Here is an 18,094-nt window from a genome sequence, read left to right as displayed (position 1 = left end):
GGTGCGGGACGGGCGTGGTGCGTGGCGCCGGCCGGATCGTACGGGGCGCGGCCGGCGCCGGAACGGGGGCGGGGCGGTCAGCCCCGGGCGGCGCCGAGCAGCGCCTGGACGGTGCGGGAGGGGCTGGGGCGGCCGAGGCGCTCGGCCATCCAGCCGCTGGTCGCGACCAGGGCGCGCAGGTCCACGCCGGTCCGGATGCCGAGCCCGTGCAGCATCCAGACCAGGTCCTCGGTGGCCAGGTTGCCGGTGGCGCTCTTCGCGTACGGGCAGCCGCCCAGGCCGCCCGCCGAGGCGTCCACCGTGGTGACGCCCTCGCGCAGCGCCGCCAGGGTGTTGCTGAGCGCCTGGCCGTAGGTGTCGTGGAAGTGCACGGCGAGCCGGTCGGCCGGGACCCCGGCCCGGGCGAAGCCGGTCAGCAGGGCGCTCACCTGGCCCGGGGTGGCCACGCCGATGGTGTCGCCGAGGCTCAGCTCCGAGCAGCCCATCTCCAGCAGCTGCACGCCGTAGCGCACCACCTGCGGGACCGGGACGGGCCCCTCCCACGGGTCGCCGAAGCACATCGAGAGGTAGCCGCGGACCGCGACCCCGGCCTCGGTGGCCCGCGTCACGACCGGGCGGAACATCGCCATGGCCTCGTCCGCCGAGCGGTTGAGGTTGCGGCGGGCGAAGGTCTCGGTGGCGCTGGCGAACACCGCGATGTCGCCGGCGCGGTGGGCGAGCGCGCGGTCCAGGCCGCGCTCGTTGGGCACCAGGACCGGCAGCCGCAGGCCGGGGTGGCGCTCCGGCAGGTCGGCGAGCCTGGGCATCAGCTCCTCGGCGTCGGCCAGCTGCGGCACCCACTTCGGGTGCACGAAGCTGGTGGCCTCGATGGTGCGCAGGCCGGCGGCGGCGAGCCGGGCGATGAACTCGGCCTTGACCTCGACCGGCACCAGGGCGCTCTCGTTCTGCAGGCCGTCGCGCGGACCGACCTCGTGGATCCGGACCTCCTCGGGCAGTCCGGGGGCGCGGACGGGGTCGGGCAGGCCCAGGTCGAGGGCGTCGGGCTCGTGGGCGGGGGCGGGGGTGGTCATGACCGCACCTCCGCGGGCTCGGCGGGGGCGGCGGCCGCTCCGGCCGCGGGTCCCCCGGTCGGGGCCTCCTCGACCGGGGTGACCACGACCAGCAGGTCCTCCATGGCGACGGTGGCGCCGGCGGTGGCCCGCAGTTCCGCCACCACGCCGTCGTGCGGTGCGGCGATCACGTGTTCCATCTTCATGGCCTCCAGCACGAGCAGGGGCTGGCCCTTGCGGACCGTCTCGCCCGCCGTGGTCTTGACGACGGTGACGGTGCCGGGCATCGGGGCGGTCAGGGCGCCGTGGTGGGCGCCGGCCCCGGCGGCGCTCTCGACGACCGGGTCGTAGGCGTGCAGCGGCCAGGCGTCGCCCTCGATGCCGAGCCAGGTCACCGGTCCGGCGGCGAGGCCGGGGGTGGCGTCGGTGGCCAGCGAGAACGTGGTCTGCAGGCCGTCGACGGTCAGGTGCAGCCGGTCGCCGGCCAGGGTCGCGCGGGCCCGGTGCACCGGGCCGTCGCCGAGCCGGAGCTCCACCTCGCGGGTGAGCCCGGCGGAATTGTCAGTGGCATCGACTACGTTGCTCGCAGTGATCGAACGGATGCGCAGCGAGACCGGATCCTGGCCGGGGGTACGGAGTCGGTGGGTGGTCCAGGCGGGGGTGCCGCTCAGGCGCCAGCCGGAGGGAAGGGAGAACGGGTCGGTCCAGCCGCCGGTGGTGGCGGTCGGGGTGAGTTCCAGGTGCCGTGCCAGCGCGGCCGCGTAGTAGAGGAGGTGGGCGGGCGACGGCGGTTCGGCCGCTGCGGCGTCGGTCCCGTTCCCGGGGTGGGCGGGCGTCGCGGCCTCGGCCGGGGCGCTCGCGTTGACGGGGGAGTACGGCGCGGTGAGCAGGGCCGGCTGCTGCTGGGCGGTCTGCTCCACCAGACCGGTGTCCAGTCGGCCGGCGACGACCTCGGGGTGTGCGAGGAGCCGGCGCAGGAACCCGGTGTTGGTGGTGACGCCCAGGATGCGGGTGTCGGCCAGCGCGGCGCGGAGCCGGCGCAGCGCGGTCGGGCGGTCGGGCCCGTACGCGATGACCTTGGCGAGCATGGGGTCGTAGGCGCTGGTGACGACGGTTCCGGGGGCGACTCCGGAGTCGACGCGGATGCCCTCGCCCCGGGGCTCGTCCAGGGTGAGGATGCGGCCGCCGGTGGGCAGGAAGTCCCGTTCCGGGTCCTCGGCGCAGATGCGGGCCTCGATGGCGTGGCCCAGGAAGGAGATGTCGGACTGGGTGAAGGAGAGCGGTTCACCGGCGGCGACGCGAAGCTGCCACTCGACCAGGTCGAGCCGGGTCGAGTCGGGGCCGACGGCGACGGCGAGTTCGGTGACGGGGTGTTCCACCTGGAGACGGGTGTTCATCTCCATGAAGAAGAAGTCCCGCACCCCGTCGTCGGCGGTGGCGGAGGCGGGGGCGTCCGGGTCGATGCCGGGGACGATGAACTCCACGGTGCCGGCCCCGGTGTAGCCGCAGGACTCCGCGGCGCGGACGGCCGCGGCGCCCATCGCGGCGCGGGTCTCGGCATTGAGGAGAACGGAGGGAGCCTCTTCGATCAGCTTCTGGTGGCGGCGCTGCAGACTGCACTCGCGCTCGCCGAGGTGGACGGTGGTGCCGCGGGCGTCGGCCAGCACCTGCACCTCGATGTGGCGCGGCCGGTCGACCCAGCGCTCCAGCAGCAGGGTGTCGTCGCCGAAGGCGGTGCGGGCGACGCGGCGGGCGGCGGCGATCTCGGTGGGCAGGTCGGCCCGGTCCCGCACGAGGCGCATGCCCTTGCCGCCGCCGCCGGCGGACGGCTTGAGCAGCACGGGGTAGCCGATCTCGTCGGCGGCGGCGACGAGCTCCTCGTCGGTGGGCGCGGTGGCCTGGCTGCCGGGAACCACCGGGACGCCGGCGGCCCGGACGGCCTCCTTGGCGTTGATCTTGTCGCCCATCAGCTCGACCGCACCGGGAGGTGGTCCGATGAAGACGAGGCCCGCGTCGGCGCAGGCGCGGGCGAAGCCGGCGTTCTCGGCGAGGAAGCCGTAGCCGGGGTGGACGGCCTGGGTGCCGGTGCGGCGGGCGGCGGCGAGGATCTGGTCGGTCCGCAGGTAGGTCTCGGCCGCCGAGCTGTCGCTGCGGTCGGCCGGGCCGAGCCGGACCGCGACGTCCGCCTCGCGGACGTGCGGAGCGTCGGCGTCCGCGTCGCTGAACACGGCGACCGAGCGGACGCCGAGCCGCCGCAGGGTGCGGATCACCCGGAGGGCGATCTCGCCGCGGTTGGCGACCAGAACTGTGTCGAACATGGGAGGCGTTCCTCCGGGTCGAGGGGAGCCGTACGAAGGAGGTGGCGGGCGGTCGGGCGCCGGCCCGGTTCCGGACCGGCGCCGTGGACGTCACACCCGGAAGGGAGGGGTCACGAACGCAGGGGCGCCATGAGGAGGGATCACATGCGGAAGACGCCGTACGGGGCGGGCGGCGCCAGCGGGGCGTTGGCGCAGGCGGTGAGCGCGAGGCCGACGACGGTGCGGGTGTCCATCGGGTCGATCACACCGTCGTCCCAGAGCCGGGCGGAGGCGTAGTAGGCGTTGCCCTGGCGCTCGTACTGCTCGCGGACGGGGCGCTTGAACTCCTCCTCCGCCTCGGCCGGCCACTGCTCGCCGTGCGCCTCGAGCTGGTCGCGGCGAACGGTGGCGAGGACGGAGGCCGCCTGCTCACCGCCCATCACGGAGATCTTGGCGCCCGGCCACATCCACAGGAAGCGGGGTGAGTAGGCCCGGCCGCACATCGAGAAGTTGCCGGCTCCGTACGAGCCGCCGATCACCACGGTCAGCTTCGGGACGCGGGTGCAGGCGACGGCGTTGACCATCTTGGCGCCGTGCTTGGCGATGCCGCCCGCCTCGTACTGCCGACCCACCATGAAGCCGGTGATGTTCTGCAGGAAGAGGAGGGGGATGCCGCGCTGGTCGCACAACTCGATGAAGTGGGCGCCCTTGAGGGCGGACTCGGAGAACAGCACGCCGTTGTTGGCGACGATGCCGACCGGGTGGCCGTGGATCCGGGCGAAGCCGGTGACCAGGGTCGCGCCGTACTCGGCCTTGAACTCGGCGAAGCGGCTGCCGTCCACCAGCCGGGCGATCACCTCGCGCACGTCGTAGGGCGTGCGCGGGTCGACCGGGACAGCCCCGTACAGGCCCGCCGGGTCCACCGCCGGCGGCTCGACCGGGGTGAGCGGCCAGGGCTTGGCCGCGCGCGGTCCGAGGCCGGCGACGATCGTGCGGACGATGGAGAGCGCGTGGGCGTCGTCCTCGGCCAGGTGGTCCGTCACGCCCGAGGTGCGGGAGTGCAGGTCGCCGCCGCCCAGCTCCTCGGCGGTGACCACCTCGCCGGTGGCGGCCTTCACCAGCGGCGGACCGCCCAGGAAGATCGTGCCCTGGTTGCGGACGATCACGGCCTGGTCGCTCATCGCCGGGACGTACGCGCCGCCGGCCGTGCAGGAGCCGAGCACCGCGGCGATCTGCGGGATGCCCGCGGCGGAGAGCCTGGCCTGGTTGTAGAAGATCCGGCCGAAGTGGTCGCGGTCCGGGAAGACCTCGTCCTGCATGGGGAGGAAGGCGCCGCCGGAGTCCACCAGGTAGACGCAGGGCAGCCGGTTCTCCAGCGCGACCTCTTGGGCGCGCAGGTGCTTCTTCACCGTCATCGGGTAGTAGGTGCCGCCCTTGACGGTGGCGTCGTTGGCGACCACCACCACCTCGCGTCCGGCGACCCGGCCGATGCCGGCGATCACCCCGGCCGCGGGCGCCGCCCCGTCGTACATTCCGTCGGCGGCCAGCGGGGCCAGCTCCAGGAAGGGCGAGGCCGGGTCCAGCAGGGTGTCCACCCGGTCGCGGGGGAGGAGCTTGCCGCGCGAGGTGTGCCGGGCGCGGGCCTTGGCGCCGCCACCCAGGGCGGCCGCGTCGAGCTTCGCGCGCAGCTCGGCGACCAGCTCCTGGTGCGCGTCGGTGTTGGCGCGGTAGGCCGCGGAGCCCGGGTCGACGGCGGTGCCGAGCCGGGGCGCCGGTGCGGCGGCTCCGGGCGGTACGGCTGTCGGCACCGCTCCGGTGCCGTTCGCTGCGCTGAACGGGACGCCGGTGGGTACACCGGCGGTTGAGATGACCATTCCCAAGAGCTCCCTTGCCCTCGGCACCAGGTGGGCGCCGGATGTGGTGCGCCCTTGGAATCCCACGTTAATTAACGTTAACTTACGCCGCCCAGGTTAACGGCCGATAACCCGACTGTCTACGATGGGCGGCATGCCGAACGTCCCCGCAGCCTCCGCGCTCCCACGCCGCGACCAGATCCGCCGGGAGGCCGCCCGGCTGTTCGCCGCCCGGGGCTTCCTCGGCGTGGGCGTGGACGAGATCGGCAAAGCCGTCGGGATCAGCGGCCCCGGCCTCTACCGTCACTTCGCCGGCAAGGACGCGATGCTCGCCGACCTGCTGATCGGCATCAGCGAGCGCCTGCTGGAGGAGGGGCGCCGCCGGGCGGGCGGTGGCGACGGTCCGGCCGCCGCGTTGGACGCGCTGATCGGCGGCCACGTCGACTTCGCCCTGAACGACCGCGACCTGATCACGCTGCACGACCGCGAGCTGCTGAACCTCAAGGAGGAGGACCGCCGCACCGTCCGCCGGCTCCAGCGCGGCTACGTCGAGCTGTGGGTGGACGTGGTCCGGCAGGCCTACCCGCCGCTGGCCGACCCCGCCGCCGAGCCGGTGGCGCGTGCCGCCGTGCACGCCGTCTTCGGCCTGATCAACTCGACCCCGCACAGCCTCGGCTCGCACCCCGGCCAGGGCGAACGGTCCGGTCTTCAGCGCGACGGAATGGCCGCCCTGCTGCACACCCTCGCCCACGGCGCGTTCGCCGCTGCCGCGGACGCGGCCACCGCGGGCTCGGCTGCCGCGGACGCGGCCACCCCGGGCTCGGCTTCCGCGAGCGGCTGAGCGAGCCCGCGAGCGGCGAGTCCCGCGCTCACTCCCCGCCCGGAGGCCTAGGCCGAAAGAACGGGGCCGGCCCACCCCCGGCCGCTGGGCGTTCGACGGGCGGTGGGTGATCCTGGATGCGGGCGGTGGTCCATGCCGGCCGTGCGGAGGTCCGATCGGGAATCTCCGTCGGCCGCAGGCTGTTGCCCCGTCCACCGGACCGGACGATCCGGGCTGTTTCGACCCGCCCCGAACCACCCGGGTCGGAAACGTCGTGGCGGCCACTCGACGAAATGGTTAGCATCCCTAAATATGTCTGAGACTCACGGATCCACGGTGGAGCAATCCCCGAGCGGCACACCGGCCGGTCCGACGACCCCGGAGGTCCCCGTCGACGAGCACGCCGCGGGAGCGGACGCCACCGGAGGGGACGCCACCGGAGCGGACGCCACCGACGGGCGCACCGAGCCCGCCGGCTGGCTGCGCCGCCTGGTCGGTTACAGCTGGCGGTCCCGCCGCAGCCTGCTGCTCGCCTTCGGTGCCTCACTCCTCGGCATGGCCGTCACCGCGCTGGTGCCGCTGGTCACCAAGCTGATCATCGACGACGTCATCATCGCCCACACCCGCTCGCTGACCCCCTGGGCAGTGGTGCTGCTGGTGGCCGCCGCCGTGGTCTTCGGTTGCACCCAGGTCCGTCGGTACTACGGCGGCCAGCTCGCCCTGGACGTCCAGCACGACCTGCGCAGCGACCTGTTCCGCTCGCTCGGCCGGCTCGACGGCCACCGCCAGGACCGGCTGGACACCGGCCAGGTGGTCGGGCGCGCGACCTCGGACCTCCAGCTGGTCAACGGCCTGCTCTCGATGGTGCCGATGATGACCGGCTACCTGCTGATGTTCGGGATGTCGCTGGTCGTGATGGTCTGGCTGTCCCCGCCGCTCACCCTGGTCGCCCTGGTCATGGCGCCCGCGCTGTGGTGGGTCTCCGCGTTCAGCCGCAAGCGCCTGTTCCCCTCGACCTGGGCCGCCCAGCAGGAGGCGGCCGAGGTCGCGGGCGTGGTGGACGGCGCGATCGGCGGCGTCCGTGTGGTCAAGGGCTTCGGCCAGGAGGCGCAGGAGCTGGACAAGCTGGAGCAGGCCTCCCACAACCTGTTCGCCGCCCGGCTGCGTTCGATCCGGCTCAACGCCCGCTACAACCCGGCGATGCAGGCGGTTCCGGCCCTCGCCCAGGTCGCCGTTCTGGCCTTCGGCGGCTGGCTGGCGGTCGACGGCCGGGTCACGCTCGGCACCTTCGTCGCCTTCTCGACGTACGTCGCACAGATGACCGGCCCGGTGCGGATGCTGACCATGATCATCACGGTCGGCCAGCAGGCCCGGGCGGGCGTGGAGCGCGTCCTGCAGTTGATCGACGAGCGCCCGCTGGTCCAGGAGCGCCCGGACGCGCTCACCCTGGATCTCGCGGAGGACGGCACCGCGCGGCAGAGCGGCACCCGGCAACAGGACGGCACCCGGCAGCAGGACGGCTCCCCGCACGGCACCACCCGACAGGGTGACACCGCGCACGGCGCCACCGTCGGCCCCCGGACCCCCGACGTCGCCCTGGAGTTCGACCGGGTCGAGTTCCGCTACGACCCCGAGCACCCCGCCCCCGTCCTGCACGGCCTCAGCCTGAAGCTGGCCCCCGGCGAGACCCTCGCCGTGGTCGGCGCCTCCGGCTCGGGCAAGTCGACGGTGGCCCAGCTGGTGCCCCGCTTCTACGACCCGGCCGCCGGTACCGTCCGCCTCTACGGCCACGACCTGCGCGACCTCACCCTGGACTCGGTCCGCGCGACGGTCGGCATCGTCCCCGAGGAGAGCTTCCTCTTCTCCGAGTCGGTCCGCACCAACATCGCCTACGGCCGCCCGGACGCCACGGACGAGCAGATCGTCGCCGCCGCGCGCGCCGCCCAAGCCGACGAGTTCGTCCGCGAGCTCCCGGACGGCTACGAGACCAAGGTCGGCGAGCAGGGCCTGACTCTCTCCGGCGGCCAGCGCCAGCGCATCGCCCTGGCCCGGGCGATCCTCACCGACCCCCGGATCCTGCTGCTGGACGACGCCACCTCGGCGGTGGACCCGCAGGTCGAGGCGGAGATCCACGACGCGCTGCGCTCGGTGATGACCGGTCGCACCACGCTGCTGATCGCCCACCGCCGGTCGACCCTCCAGCTCGCCGACCGGATAGCCGTCCTCGACCGCGGCCGGCTGCTGGACATCGGGACGCACGAGGAACTCGAGGCCCGATGTCCCCAGTACCGGGCCCTGATCACCGACCCGGAGGCGGGCCGCGCCACCCAGCACCCCGCCTCCGCGACGCCGACCGGGAAACCGGCTGAAGCGCAGACCGAAGCCCGAGCCGAGGCGCAAGCCGAAGCACGAGCCGAACCGCAGGCCGGACCGCAGAGCGAGGCGCAGGCCGGACCGCAGCCCGCCCCGAGCGTCCCCGACCTCCCCACCCCCGCCCTGGCCAAGGCCGCCCGCACCGCCGACCCGGACCTGCTGGCCAAGGTCGCCGCCCTCCCGCCCGCCACCGACACCCCGGCCGTCTCCCGCACCGAGGCGGAGGCCGGCGACTCCGACTTCGCCCTGAGCCGCCTGCTGCGCCCCTTCCGCGCCCCGCTGCTCATCGCCCTCCTGCTGGTCGCCCTGGACGCGGCGGCCGGCCTGGTCCTGCCGGTGCTGATCCGGCACGGCATCGACGAGGGTGTCCGCAAGGGCCTGATGTCCGGGGTGGCGGTGGCCTCGCTCACCGCGCTGGTCGTGGTGCTGCTGGACTGGCTGGTGCAGGGCGCCGAGAACCGGGTCAGCGGCCGCACCGGGGAGCGGGTCCTCTACACGCTCCGGCTCAAGATCTTCGCCCACCTCAACCGGCTCGGCCTGGACTACTACGAGCGTGAGCTGACCGGCCGGATCATGACCCGGATGACCACCGACCTGGACTCGCTGACGTCCTTCCTGCAGACCGGCATGGTCACCGCCGTGGTCAGCCTGCTGACCTTCGCCGGGATCTTCGCGGCCCTGCTGATCATCGACGCCGGCCTGGCCCTGGTGGTCTTCGCCGTGCTGCCGCTGCTGGTCATCGCCACGCTGGTGTTCCGCAGGAAGTCCAAGGACCAGTACGAGCGCTCCCGTGACCTGATCAGCGCCGTCAACGCCGACCTGCAGGAGAACGTGGCCGGCATGCGGATCGTCCAGGCCTTCCGCCGCCTGGACACCAACACCGACCGCTTCGTGGCGCGCGGCATCGCCTACCGCGAGGCCCGGGTCCGCGCGCAGCTGTACATCTCGCTGTATTTCCCGTTCGTCCAGTTCCTCTCCAGCGTGGCGGCCGCGCTGGTACTGATCGTCGGCGCGGCCCGGGTCGACGCCGGGACGCTGACGGTCGGCGCGCTGGTCGCGTACCTGCTCTACATCGACCTGTTCTTCGCGCCGGTCAACCAGCTGTCCCAGGTCTTCGACGGCTACCAGCAGGCCTCGGTGGGCCTCGGCCGGATCGGCGAGCTGCTGCGCACCCCGACCACCACGGCCCAGGCGGCCGACCCGGTCCCGGTGCCCAAGGGGCTGCGCGGCGAGATCGACTTCGACGGGGTCGGCTTCGCCTACAACGGCGGCGCGGACGGCGCCCCGACCGTGCTGGCCGACGTGAACCTGCACATCCCGGCCGGGCAGACGGTGGCGCTGGTCGGCGAGACCGGCGCCGGGAAGTCGACGCTGGTGAAGCTGGTCGCCCGGTTCTACGACGCGACCGAGGGCACCGTCCGGGTCGACGGGGTCGACCTCACCCGCTACGACCTGGCGCAGTACCGCCACCGCCTGGGCGTGGTACCGCAGGAGGCCTACCTGTTCGCGGGCACGGTCCGCGAGGCGATCGCGTACGGCCGGCCGGACGCATCGGCCGCCGAGGTGGAGGCGGCGGCCCGGGCGGTCGGCGCGCACGACATGATCGTCCGGCTGTCGGGCGGCTACGGCCACGAGGTGGCCGGCCGCGGCCGCAACCTCTCGGCGGGCCAGCGCCAGCTGATCGCGCTGGCCCGGGCCGAACTGGTCGACCCGGACATCCTGTTGCTCGACGAGGCCACCGCGGCGCTCGACCTGGCCACCGAAGCGGCCGTCAACCACGCCGCGGACCGGCTCAGCGGCGGTCGCACCACCCTGGTCATCGCCCACCGCCTGACCACCGCCGAGCGCGCCGACCGGGTGATCGTGCTGGACCACGGCCGGGTGGTCGAGGACGGCACCCACACCGAACTGCTCGCCCGGGGCGGCACGTACGCCCGGCTCTGGCAGGCGTTCATCGCGGACGGCCACCCGGCGGTCGAGACCGTCGCCGCCGGGTAGGCCGCCAGGCCGGGGGCCGCTCGCACGGGAGGCTGCCTGCGCTGGGGGAGGCTGCCTGCCTGGGGAGGCCGCCCGCCCCGAATCCGCCTGACGGCCCGGCACGCATGGGCCGTCAGGCGGCGATCAGCGAGGTCAGCAATCCCGACGGGTCGATGCCCCGCGGCAGGTCGCTCACCTGTCCGTCCCCGACCTCGACCACCCGCCAGCCGGAGCCGTCGGCCCGGCTGGCGAGGTCGGTGGTGATGAAGCGGCAGCCGAGCGTCCGGACCAGCGCCCGGACGTCGGTGAGGTCGGGCTCGACGTTCCGGCGCGGGGCGTCCGGGTGCGGTCCGACCAGGATCGGCCGGCCGTCCAGCCACCACACCCGCGCCTCGACGGCCCGCCCGCCCGCACCGGGTCCGTCGCCCGCATCCGGCCGCCCGCCCGTACCCGGGCCGTCGCCCGCTTGGCCCTCGGCATCCTCCGCGGCACCGGCGGCGCGCTCGAACTCCTCGTACCGCCGCAGCACCACCCCGCCGGCCAGGAACTCGCCCTGCAGCTCGACGAACCGCTCCACCACCCGGCCGACGGCCCGCAGGTCTGCCAACTCGGGTACGTAGCAGGCCTCGTGCCACTCGTGCTTGCGCGACTTCACGTAGTCCTTGACGATCGCCGGGCCGCTCCCGCCGAGCCGGGCCACGGCCGCTGCCAGCTCCGTCGGGTCAGGCGCCACCGGCCCGTCGGACGGGATCCACGCACTGGCCGGGGTCGCCCCCTCGAACACGCCGTACCAGCCGGGCAGTTCGTGCGCCGCCGCGTAACCGGGCGCGCTGGTCAGCAGGTTGCCGCCCCGGGCGGTGAGCGCGGTGGCGAAGTCGGCGTACCGGGCCGAGGGGAGCATCCAACCCCGGTACCAGAGCGGGCCGCTGTCCTGCGGCACCCGCCGGACCGCCTCCTCGGCCTGCCCGGCGAGCAGCGCGTCGTGGTCGACCAGGTGGTGCTCGCCGCCCAACTCCCGCAGCAGCCTGGCCTCCCAGGCGAAGTGCGGATCGGGCCGGCGCGGGTTGAGCGGATCGGCGGGGAAGATGATCGCGGGTACGGGCATGGCCGTCAGGGTACGGCGAACGGACAGGTCCCGCGCCGCGCCGGGCGGTTCGGAGCTCTCGTCCGCCGGACCGGAGTGTCGAATCCGCTCGACGCCCCCGGCGGCCGCTGCGAGAGTGATCCGATGCGAAATCCGATGCGCAATCTGCTCCGCCCCCACAAGCGCGTGCCCCGGCAGGCCGCCCGCACGGTGGTCCTGGACGAGAACGGCTCGGTGTTCCTGCTCCGTTCGGACAACGACGAGGTCGGCGTCCACTGGACCATGCCGGGCGGCGGACTGGAACCGGGCGAGTCCCCGTGGGAGGGCGCCCGGCGCGAGCTGGGGGAGGAGACCGGCTGGACCGACCTCGAACCCGGCCCGCTGCTCTGCACCTGGGAACACGACTTCACCTGGCACGGCACCCCGGTCCGCCAGCACGAGCACATCTACCTCACCGGCGGACCGCACCGCGGCCCGGTCGGCGACGTCAGCGCGGTGCACGCCGTCGACCGGATCCTCGACTGGCGCTGGTGGACCCCGGCCGACCTCGCCGACGAGAACGCCGACGCGCTGTGGCCGCCCCGGCTGCCGGAACTGCTGGACTCCGTCCGCCAGGGCTGGGCCGTGGACGGACGCCCGCCGGTGCCCGTCGACCTCGGGTACATCCCGAACGCCCCGGTGGTCCGCTGACCGCCGACCGATAGCCGCCGGCCTCCAACCCGCCCACCGCCGGCCGTCGACCCAGGTTCGGGAACCGGCCCGAGGACTGCCTCAGGACCGCCCGCCGCGCCGGCCGCGCGTGGCCGGACCGGGCTCCCAACCGTGCAGTTCCAGCTCCCGGTCGTGCAGCGCGCTCGGGTTCATCAGCACCGTCAGCCGGGCGTCGGCGAGCTGCTCGAAGCCGAGCCCGGTCGCGTACAGCAGCTGCTCGGTCGACACCGAGACGGCGATGGCGGGGCGCCAGGAGGGCAGCACCACCAGGCTGGTGCCGCGCCCGACCCGGATCGGCTCGGCCGCCACCCGGACCGGTGCCCTCTCCTCGGGCCGGCCGACAGCCTCGGGCTGACCGGGGCTGCCGCCGATCAGGATCCCGAGCGGTGGTTCGGCACGCGGTGGTTCGGCGTGCGGCGCCTCGGTGCCGGGGGCGCCGGCGTCGGCACCGGTGTCGGGGGTGATCGCGGTCGCGGTGCCGGCCCCGAACGGCACCCGATCCGCCACCGTCCCTGCCGTACCGGCGAGTTCACCCGTCCACGCGGCGGCACCCGGGAGGCCCACGCCGGCCGGGCCGGTCGCGGCCGTCTCCCGTGCGGTCGCCTCCTGTCCGCTCGGGGTGGCCTGCGGGTGCATCCGGCGCAGTCGGCGCGAGGGCGACGGCCGCCGGGACCCCATGGGCCACAGCTCTTCTCGTACCGGACGCGCCGCCCGCGTGGGCAGGCCGCCCTCCGGCGCGGTGACCGGCGGGAAACGGACGAACCCGACCTCGGCCTCAGCCTCCCCGCCGACCTCGGCACCGCCGTCGGTCTCGGTCCCGCCTCCGGCCTCCCCGTCCTGGCCGTGGTCACGGACGGGCGCGGGCGCGAACGTATCCGCACCGTCCCCGGCCGCCTCACCGAGCAGCGCCCGTACCTCCGCGACCGGCCGACGGCACGCGGCCGCCAGCTCGGCGACCGAGCGGCCCTGGGCGCGTGCGGCCCGCAGCCGTTCGGCGAACGCCGCCCGGAGGCGCGCCGCGGTCGGATCGCCGTCCGTGGTGGAGTGATCCGTCGCGGGGGCTGCTGCCGGGAGGACGTACGCATCCGCGTCGTCCCGGCTGCGCGGCTGCGGCACCGAGTCGTGACGGGACAGGGAGCCCTGGCGGATCACCCCGCCGGAGGAACCGGACGCGGACGCGCCGGCCTCGGCGGCGGTCGCGATCGAGCACATCGGGGCGGCCGTGGCGGCCGTCCCGGGTACGGCGGGTGGGGGTGGGGATCCGGCGCTGTCCCCCGGCGGGCCGGGCAAGGACGGATCGGTCGGGGCGGGGTGGAGCGAGGTCATCGGCGGGCCCTTCGGGGGACGGTCTCGACGATCCTCCCGCACCGCGCGACCAGCTCCAAGCGCCGAACCCGGCGGTGTGCGCGAGACCACCGCGGGACCATCGCGAGCCCGCTGCGGGATCACTGGGGGATCACTGGGGGACCCCTGCGGAGATCATCGTGAGATCACTTCGGCAACCGTCGCGAGATCGTCGTGAGATCGCCAAGGCACCACCAAGGCGCCACCAAGGGATCACCACCACGCCGTCGTCGCACCGCCGTGGCGCCACGTCCGCGGTATCACGGCCGCGCCACCTCGCCCCTTCCCGGGATGCCAGATCAACTGCCGGGTGCGACAAGCCCCTTGAGGTCGGCGAGCACCGCGTTCGCCGCCATGACGCCGAGCCCGAGGAACCACGTCTCGTCCGAAACCGGCCGGGCCTGACCGGACTTGACCGCTCCGAGCGTCTTCCCGAGGGCGCCGCCCAGCATCGCGTCCTGGTTGGTCGAACCGGGGCTGCCGTACACGCCGTAGAAGATCCAGTCGGCGTCGGCCTTGTCGATCTGCTCCGGGCTGACCTCGACCGCGAGCTCCTTGACCTGCTCGATCTGCGGCTGCGGCAGCGGCACGTCGGTGAGGATGGTGCCGTTGAAGGAGGGCTTGGCGTAGAGCCGGGTGCGGCCCGGCATGAGGCGCAGCGGCGTGATGGTGGGCCGCTTGTCGCCGAACATGTCGCCGAGTTTGGCGCCGATCGCGGTGGCCGCCGCCTGGTAGTCGTCGAGCTGCGTCTTGGCCTCGGCTTCCAGGCCGAACGTGCTCGCGTTGAGCAGGAAGTTCTGCTTCCAGGGGTAGCCGGGGCGCAGTGAGAAGACGGTCGGGGCGATCTTGGACAGTTGCGCGTACTGGTCCTGGGTGCGCAGTTGGCGACCGAGGATGAGGTCCGGCTTGAGTGCGGCGATCGCTTCCAAGTTGAGGCTGCTCGGCGCCGCGCTGATGACCGGCTACGGCCTGGTGCGGCCGGAGTTCCTCCGCGGCGAGACGCTGCGCAAGGAAACCCCCGCGCTGGTGGTGGAACGACGCTAATCTTGAGCGCATGAAGCGCTTCGTGGGCCTGTGCTGGTGGCCGTCCTAGGACGGCCACCAGCACTCGCCTGACCAGGGCCGTCCGGGATGGACGGCCCTGTTGCGTTTCCCCGCTCTCCCGCGGGACGGGCCCCTCGCCCCGGACGGCCGCCACCACCGCCGTACCGAGGAGAAACCGTGACCGTCGAGACCATCGCCACTGCCGACACCGCAGCCGCTGCCACCGCCGCCGCCACTGCCGTGGCCGAGCCCGGCGCCGCTACCGCCGCCGCTGCCGGCGCCGATCCCGCGCTCATCGACGACCCGACCGCCCACCGCGTCCTCACCGGGGACCGCCCCACCGGCCCGCTCCACCTCGGCCACTACTTCGGCACCCTGCGCAACCGCGTCCGGCTGCAGGACCAGGGCGTCGAGATGTTCGTCGTGGTCGCCGACTACCAGGTCATCACCGACCGCGACCTCGCCGACCGGCTCGCCGAGCACACCGAGAACCTCGTCCTCGACTACCTCGCGGCCGGCCTCGACCCCGAGCGGGCCACGATCTTCGCCCACAGTGCCGTCCCCGCCCTCAACCAGCTGCTGCTGCCGTTCCTCAGCCTGGTCAGCGTCGCCGAACTGAACCGCAACCCCACCGTCAAGGACGAGATCGCCCACTCCCGCCAGTCCGCCGTCAGCGGACTGATGTTCACCTACCCCGTCCACCAGGCCGCCGACATCCTCTTCTGCAAGGCCGACCTCGTCCCGGTCGGCCAGGACCAGCTGCCCCACCTCGAAGTCGCCCGCACCATCGCCCGCCGCTTCCACGAGCGCTACCCGCACGCCGACGGCAGCGCCGTCTTCCCCCGCCCGCAGGCCCTGCTCTCCGACGCCCCGATGCTGCTCGGCACCGACGGCGGAAAGATGAGCAAGAGCCGGGGCAACGCCGTCGCCCTCGGCGCCACCGAGGACGAGACCGCCCGGATTTTCCGCGGCGTCAGGACCGACGCCGACCGCCGCATCGGCTACGACCCTGTCGACCGGCCCGAGGTGTCCAGCCTCGTCCTGCTCGCCGCGCTCTGCCAGGACCGCGCCCCCGAGGCCGTCGCCGAGGAGATCGGCGACGGTGGAGCCGCCGTGCTCAAGCGCGTCGTCACCGAGTCCGTCAACGAGTACCTCCGCCCGCTGCGCGCCCGCCGCGCCGAACTCGCCGCCGACCGCGGCCACCTGCGGCAGGTCCTGCGCGACGGCGCCGAACGCGCCAACGCCGTCGCGGACGCCACCCTGGCGGAGGTCCGAGAGGTGATGGGCGCGGTGATCTGAAGGGCCATCACCCGGCGGGGCCGCGTCTCGCGGGTGCCGTCCCTTGGGCGCCGACCCGCAGACATCGGCGTAACGATGCGAGGGCATATCGTCACCGGGCGGCCGCGACCACATCGCGGCCGCCCGTGCCCTACCCCGCTCCCGCGCCCGAAAGGCGGCCCGGCCCATGGACCAGAACCCGACCACACCCGGCCAGGGGCTGACCCGCCCGCCGCACCTGCGCCCCGGCGACCACATCGTCGTCGTCGCCCCCAGCGGCCCGATCGACTCCGAACGCCTCACCGCCGGCTGCGCGATCCTCCACTCCTGGGGACTGCGGGTCACCGTCGCCCCGCACGTCCTCGACACCCACCCCACCCTCGTCTACCTCGCCGGTACCGACGCCGACCGCACGGCCGACCTCCAGAACGCCTGGCTCGACCCCACCGTCGACGCCGTCATCTGCGCCCGCGGCGGCTACGGCGTGCACCGCATGGTCGACCTGCTCGACTGGACGGCGATGCGCGCCGCCGCACCCAAGCCCTTCATCGGATTCAGCGACGTCAGCTCCCTGCACGAGGCCTTCGCCCAGCGCCTCGGCCTCGCCACCCTGTACGGGCCGATGGCCGCCGCCGGCTCCTTCATCTCCGACGGCCCCACCGCCGAACACCTGCGCCGCACCCTCTTCGACCCCGCCACGACCACGGTCCTCACCTCGGCCACCGCCGCACCGCTCATCCCCGGCCGGGCCCGCGGTGTCACCGCCGGAGGATGCGCCCATGTCCTCGCCGCCGAGCGCGGCACTCCCGCCGCCCGACCCACGTACGCGGGCAGCATCCTCGTGCTCGAGGACGTGAACGAACACCCGTACCAGCTCGACCGCCTCCTCACCCAGTTCCTGCGCTCCGGCGCCCTCGACGGCGTGGCCGGCATCGCCCTCGGCTCCTGGGAGGGCTGCGGGCGGCCCGAGCGGATCCGCGAGCTGATGCTCGACCGGCTCGGTGGGCTCGGCATACCGGTGCTCTGGGAACTGGGGTTCGGACACTGCCCCTCCACCCTCACCGTCCCGCTGGGCGTCCCCGCCCTGCTCGACGCCGACGCCGGCACGCTCACCCTGGACCTGCCCGCGCTGGCCGAGCGGCCCCGCTGACCGCAGCGTCATCGAACGCCCGGTTCCGCGGACACCCGGTGAGTAAGGTGCGGCCATGAACGAGGACCGCCTCACCGCCCTCGCCCTCGGCTTCCTCCGCGGCCAGGGCAGCAACGCCCGTACGATCCTCGGACTTGCCGGCCCGCCGGGCGCCGGCAAGTCCACCCTGGCCCGCCACCTGGTCGCCGAGGTCGAGCGCGCCGAAGGACCCGGCACCGCCGCCTACGTCCCGCTCGACGGCTTCCACCTCTCCGGCGCCCAGCTCGACCGCCTCGGTCTGACCCACCGCAAGGGCGCCCCGGCCACCTTCGACGCCCACGGCTACGTCGCCCTGCTGCGCCGCATCGCCGCCGACCGCTTCCAGGACATCTACGTCCCGGACTTCGACCGCACCCTGGACGAACCGGTCGCCGCCCGCCACGTGGTCCGCCCGCAGAGCCGGCTCGTCATCACCGAAGGCAACTACCTCGCCTCCGCCGACTCCCCCTGGCCGGACGCCCGCCGCCTGCTGCGCGAACTCTGGTACGTCCACACCGACGACGCCGTCCGCGAGGAGCGCCTGCTCGGCCGCCACCGCGCCGGCGGCCGCGACGAAACCACCGCCCACCAGTGGGTCACCGGCAACGACCACCCCAACGGCGAGTACGTGAAACCCGGCCGGGCGCTCTGCATCCGGACCGTCCCCGGGACCGGTTTGCCTCCGGCGCCGGACAGGCGTAGTGTTCTCTAGTCGCTCGGCAGGGAGCACCGGACACGCATCGGCGCGGACGGTCCCGGGGCGGCCAATCCTCTGAAACACCACTTCCCAGGTTCGGGCTGGGTTGCGTCTGCATTTGTGCGTCGCGGCTCGGTTCTTAATTCGGCGTGTTCGTTTTATCGGATTGCGGCTGGATTCGCTTTTCGGAGCGGGGATCGGCTAGAGTTTGAAACGTCGGACAGGGCGTCAAGCCCCGGAAGACACCGGCGAGTTGGATGAACGAAGCCCCGGAAACGGAGCGGAAAACATCTGATAAGCTGGGAACACGAAAGAACGAAGCCCGGAGGGTCCGCTGGAAGGCGGTCCGAAGGAAGCGTCCGTTCCTTGAGAACTCAACAGCGTGCCAAAAGTCAACGC

General features: G+C 73.8%; 13 protein-coding genes. 7 read left to right on the top strand and 6 right to left on the bottom strand.

The features are described 5' to 3' along the window. Window positions 1–77: 77 nt before the first annotated feature. The 3 genes from ACZ52R_RS17725 to ACZ52R_RS17715 form a co-directional block, all read right to left on the bottom strand. Window positions 78–1,070, bottom strand: a complete 993-nt coding sequence (locus tag ACZ52R_RS17725) for a hydroxymethylglutaryl-CoA lyase (protein ID WP_465753706.1) — start codon at window positions 1,068–1,070, stop codon at window positions 78–80. Further along, window positions 1,067–3,367 carry an acetyl/propionyl/methylcrotonyl-CoA carboxylase subunit alpha gene (locus tag ACZ52R_RS17720; protein WP_465753705.1) on the bottom strand — a complete coding sequence of 767 codons (2,301 nt, stop codon included), beginning with the start codon at window positions 3,365–3,367 and terminating at the stop codon, window positions 1,067–1,069. The genes ACZ52R_RS17725 and ACZ52R_RS17720 overlap by 4 nt, the downstream gene beginning before the upstream one ends. 140 nt (window positions 3,368–3,507) lie before the next feature. Continuing rightward, window positions 3,508–5,220: a carboxyl transferase domain-containing protein gene (locus ACZ52R_RS17715; protein WP_465753704.1), complete on the bottom strand. Its 1,713-nt coding sequence runs from the start codon at window positions 5,218–5,220 to the stop codon at window positions 3,508–3,510. A gap of 133 nt (window positions 5,221–5,353) precedes the next feature. On the opposite strand from ACZ52R_RS17715, the gene ACZ52R_RS17710 reads away from it, so the two are divergent. Both ACZ52R_RS17710 and ACZ52R_RS17705 read left to right on the top strand, forming a co-directional pair. Beyond that, entirely contained in the window at window positions 5,354–6,040 is a 687-nt protein-coding gene (locus tag ACZ52R_RS17710; protein WP_465663469.1) for an SACE_7040 family transcriptional regulator, read from the top strand. 291 nt (window positions 6,041–6,331) lie between these two features. After that, window positions 6,332–10,390, top strand: coding sequence for an ABC transporter ATP-binding protein (locus ACZ52R_RS17705; protein ID WP_465753703.1), 4,059 nt, complete (start codon window positions 6,332–6,334; stop codon window positions 10,388–10,390). 112 nt (window positions 10,391–10,502) lie between these two features. On the opposite strand, the gene ACZ52R_RS17700 is transcribed toward ACZ52R_RS17705, so the two are convergent. After that, a complete protein-coding gene (locus ACZ52R_RS17700) occupies window positions 10,503–11,474 on the bottom strand; it encodes an ATP-grasp domain-containing protein (RefSeq protein WP_360497201.1) in 972 nt (323 codons plus the stop codon). A 123-nt stretch (window positions 11,475–11,597) separates the two neighbouring features. Between ACZ52R_RS17700 and ACZ52R_RS17695 the strand changes: the two genes are divergently transcribed. After that, the gene (locus ACZ52R_RS17695; protein ID WP_465620589.1) at window positions 11,598–12,143 is read left to right on the top strand and encodes an NUDIX hydrolase; all 546 of its coding nucleotides are present in this window, start codon (window positions 11,598–11,600) and stop codon (window positions 12,141–12,143) included. An 81-nt stretch (window positions 12,144–12,224) separates the two neighbouring features. Here the strand turns inward: ACZ52R_RS17695 and ACZ52R_RS17690 are convergent, their stop codons facing one another. Both ACZ52R_RS17690 and ACZ52R_RS17685 read right to left on the bottom strand, forming a co-directional pair. After that, the gene (locus ACZ52R_RS17690) at window positions 12,225–13,490 is read right to left on the bottom strand and encodes a DNA polymerase III subunit gamma/tau domain-containing protein (RefSeq protein WP_465753702.1); all 1,266 of its coding nucleotides are present in this window, start codon (window positions 13,488–13,490) and stop codon (window positions 12,225–12,227) included. A 317-nt stretch (window positions 13,491–13,807) separates the two neighbouring features. Continuing rightward, entirely contained in the window at window positions 13,808–14,437 is a 630-nt protein-coding gene (locus ACZ52R_RS17685) for an ABC transporter substrate-binding protein (RefSeq protein WP_465753701.1), read from the bottom strand. Here ACZ52R_RS17685 and ACZ52R_RS17680 point away from each other — a divergent pair. The 4 genes from ACZ52R_RS17680 to ACZ52R_RS17665 all read left to right on the top strand — a co-directional run bounded on the left by ACZ52R_RS17680 (window position 14,415) and on the right by ACZ52R_RS17665 (window position 17,710). Further along, the gene (locus tag ACZ52R_RS17680; RefSeq protein WP_360497213.1) at window positions 14,415–14,552 is read left to right on the top strand and encodes a hypothetical protein; all 138 of its coding nucleotides are present in this window, start codon (window positions 14,415–14,417) and stop codon (window positions 14,550–14,552) included. The two genes, ACZ52R_RS17685 and ACZ52R_RS17680, sit on opposite strands and share 23 nt — an antisense overlap. Before the next feature lie 240 nt (window positions 14,553–14,792). Beyond that, window positions 14,793–15,851 (top strand): tryptophan--tRNA ligase, encoded by a 1,059-nt coding sequence (gene trpS / locus ACZ52R_RS17675; RefSeq protein WP_465753749.1) that lies wholly within the window; start codon window positions 14,793–14,795, stop codon window positions 15,849–15,851. Between the two features lie 166 nt (window positions 15,852–16,017). Next, window positions 16,018–16,980 carry a S66 peptidase family protein gene (locus ACZ52R_RS17670; protein WP_465753700.1) on the top strand — a complete coding sequence of 321 codons (963 nt, stop codon included), beginning with the start codon at window positions 16,018–16,020 and terminating at the stop codon, window positions 16,978–16,980. 55 nt (window positions 16,981–17,035) lie between these two features. After that, window positions 17,036–17,710, top strand: coding sequence for a nucleoside/nucleotide kinase family protein (locus ACZ52R_RS17665; protein WP_465753699.1), 675 nt, complete (start codon window positions 17,036–17,038; stop codon window positions 17,708–17,710). Window positions 17,711–18,094 lie beyond the last annotated feature (384 nt).

This window comes from Kitasatospora sp. NPDC034023, from assembly GCF_055575795.1.
The sequence above is the reverse complement of the archived record's forward strand: the minus strand, read 5'-3'. Positions and strand labels throughout refer to the sequence as shown.

Bases quoted from the DNA above. Each gene is read 5' to 3' on its own strand.
- ACZ52R_RS17720 (WP_465753705.1), bottom strand. From the start codon at position 3,367: ATGTTCGACACAGTTCTGGTCGCCAACCGCGGCGAGATCGCCCTCCGG.
- ACZ52R_RS17665 (WP_465753699.1), top strand. From the start codon at position 17,036: ATGAACGAGGACCGCCTCACCGCCCTCGCCCTCGGCTTCCTCCGCGGC.
- ACZ52R_RS17690 (WP_465753702.1), bottom strand. From the start codon at position 13,490: ATGACCTCGCTCCACCCCGCCCCGACCGATCCGTCCTTGCCCGGCCCG.
- ACZ52R_RS17705 (WP_465753703.1), top strand. From the start codon at position 6,332: ATGTCTGAGACTCACGGATCCACGGTGGAGCAATCCCCGAGCGGCACA.
- ACZ52R_RS17695 (WP_465620589.1), top strand. From the start codon at position 11,598: ATGCGAAATCCGATGCGCAATCTGCTCCGCCCCCACAAGCGCGTGCCC.
- ACZ52R_RS17715 (WP_465753704.1), bottom strand. From the start codon at position 5,220: ATGGTCATCTCAACCGCCGGTGTACCCACCGGCGTCCCGTTCAGCGCA.
- ACZ52R_RS17725 (WP_465753706.1), bottom strand. From the start codon at position 1,070: ATGACCACCCCCGCCCCCGCCCACGAGCCCGACGCCCTCGACCTGGGC.
- ACZ52R_RS17670 (WP_465753700.1), top strand. From the start codon at position 16,018: ATGGACCAGAACCCGACCACACCCGGCCAGGGGCTGACCCGCCCGCCG.
- ACZ52R_RS17700 (WP_360497201.1), bottom strand. From the start codon at position 11,474: ATGCCCGTACCCGCGATCATCTTCCCCGCCGATCCGCTCAACCCGCGC.
- ACZ52R_RS17710 (WP_465663469.1), top strand. From the start codon at position 5,354: ATGCCGAACGTCCCCGCAGCCTCCGCGCTCCCACGCCGCGACCAGATC.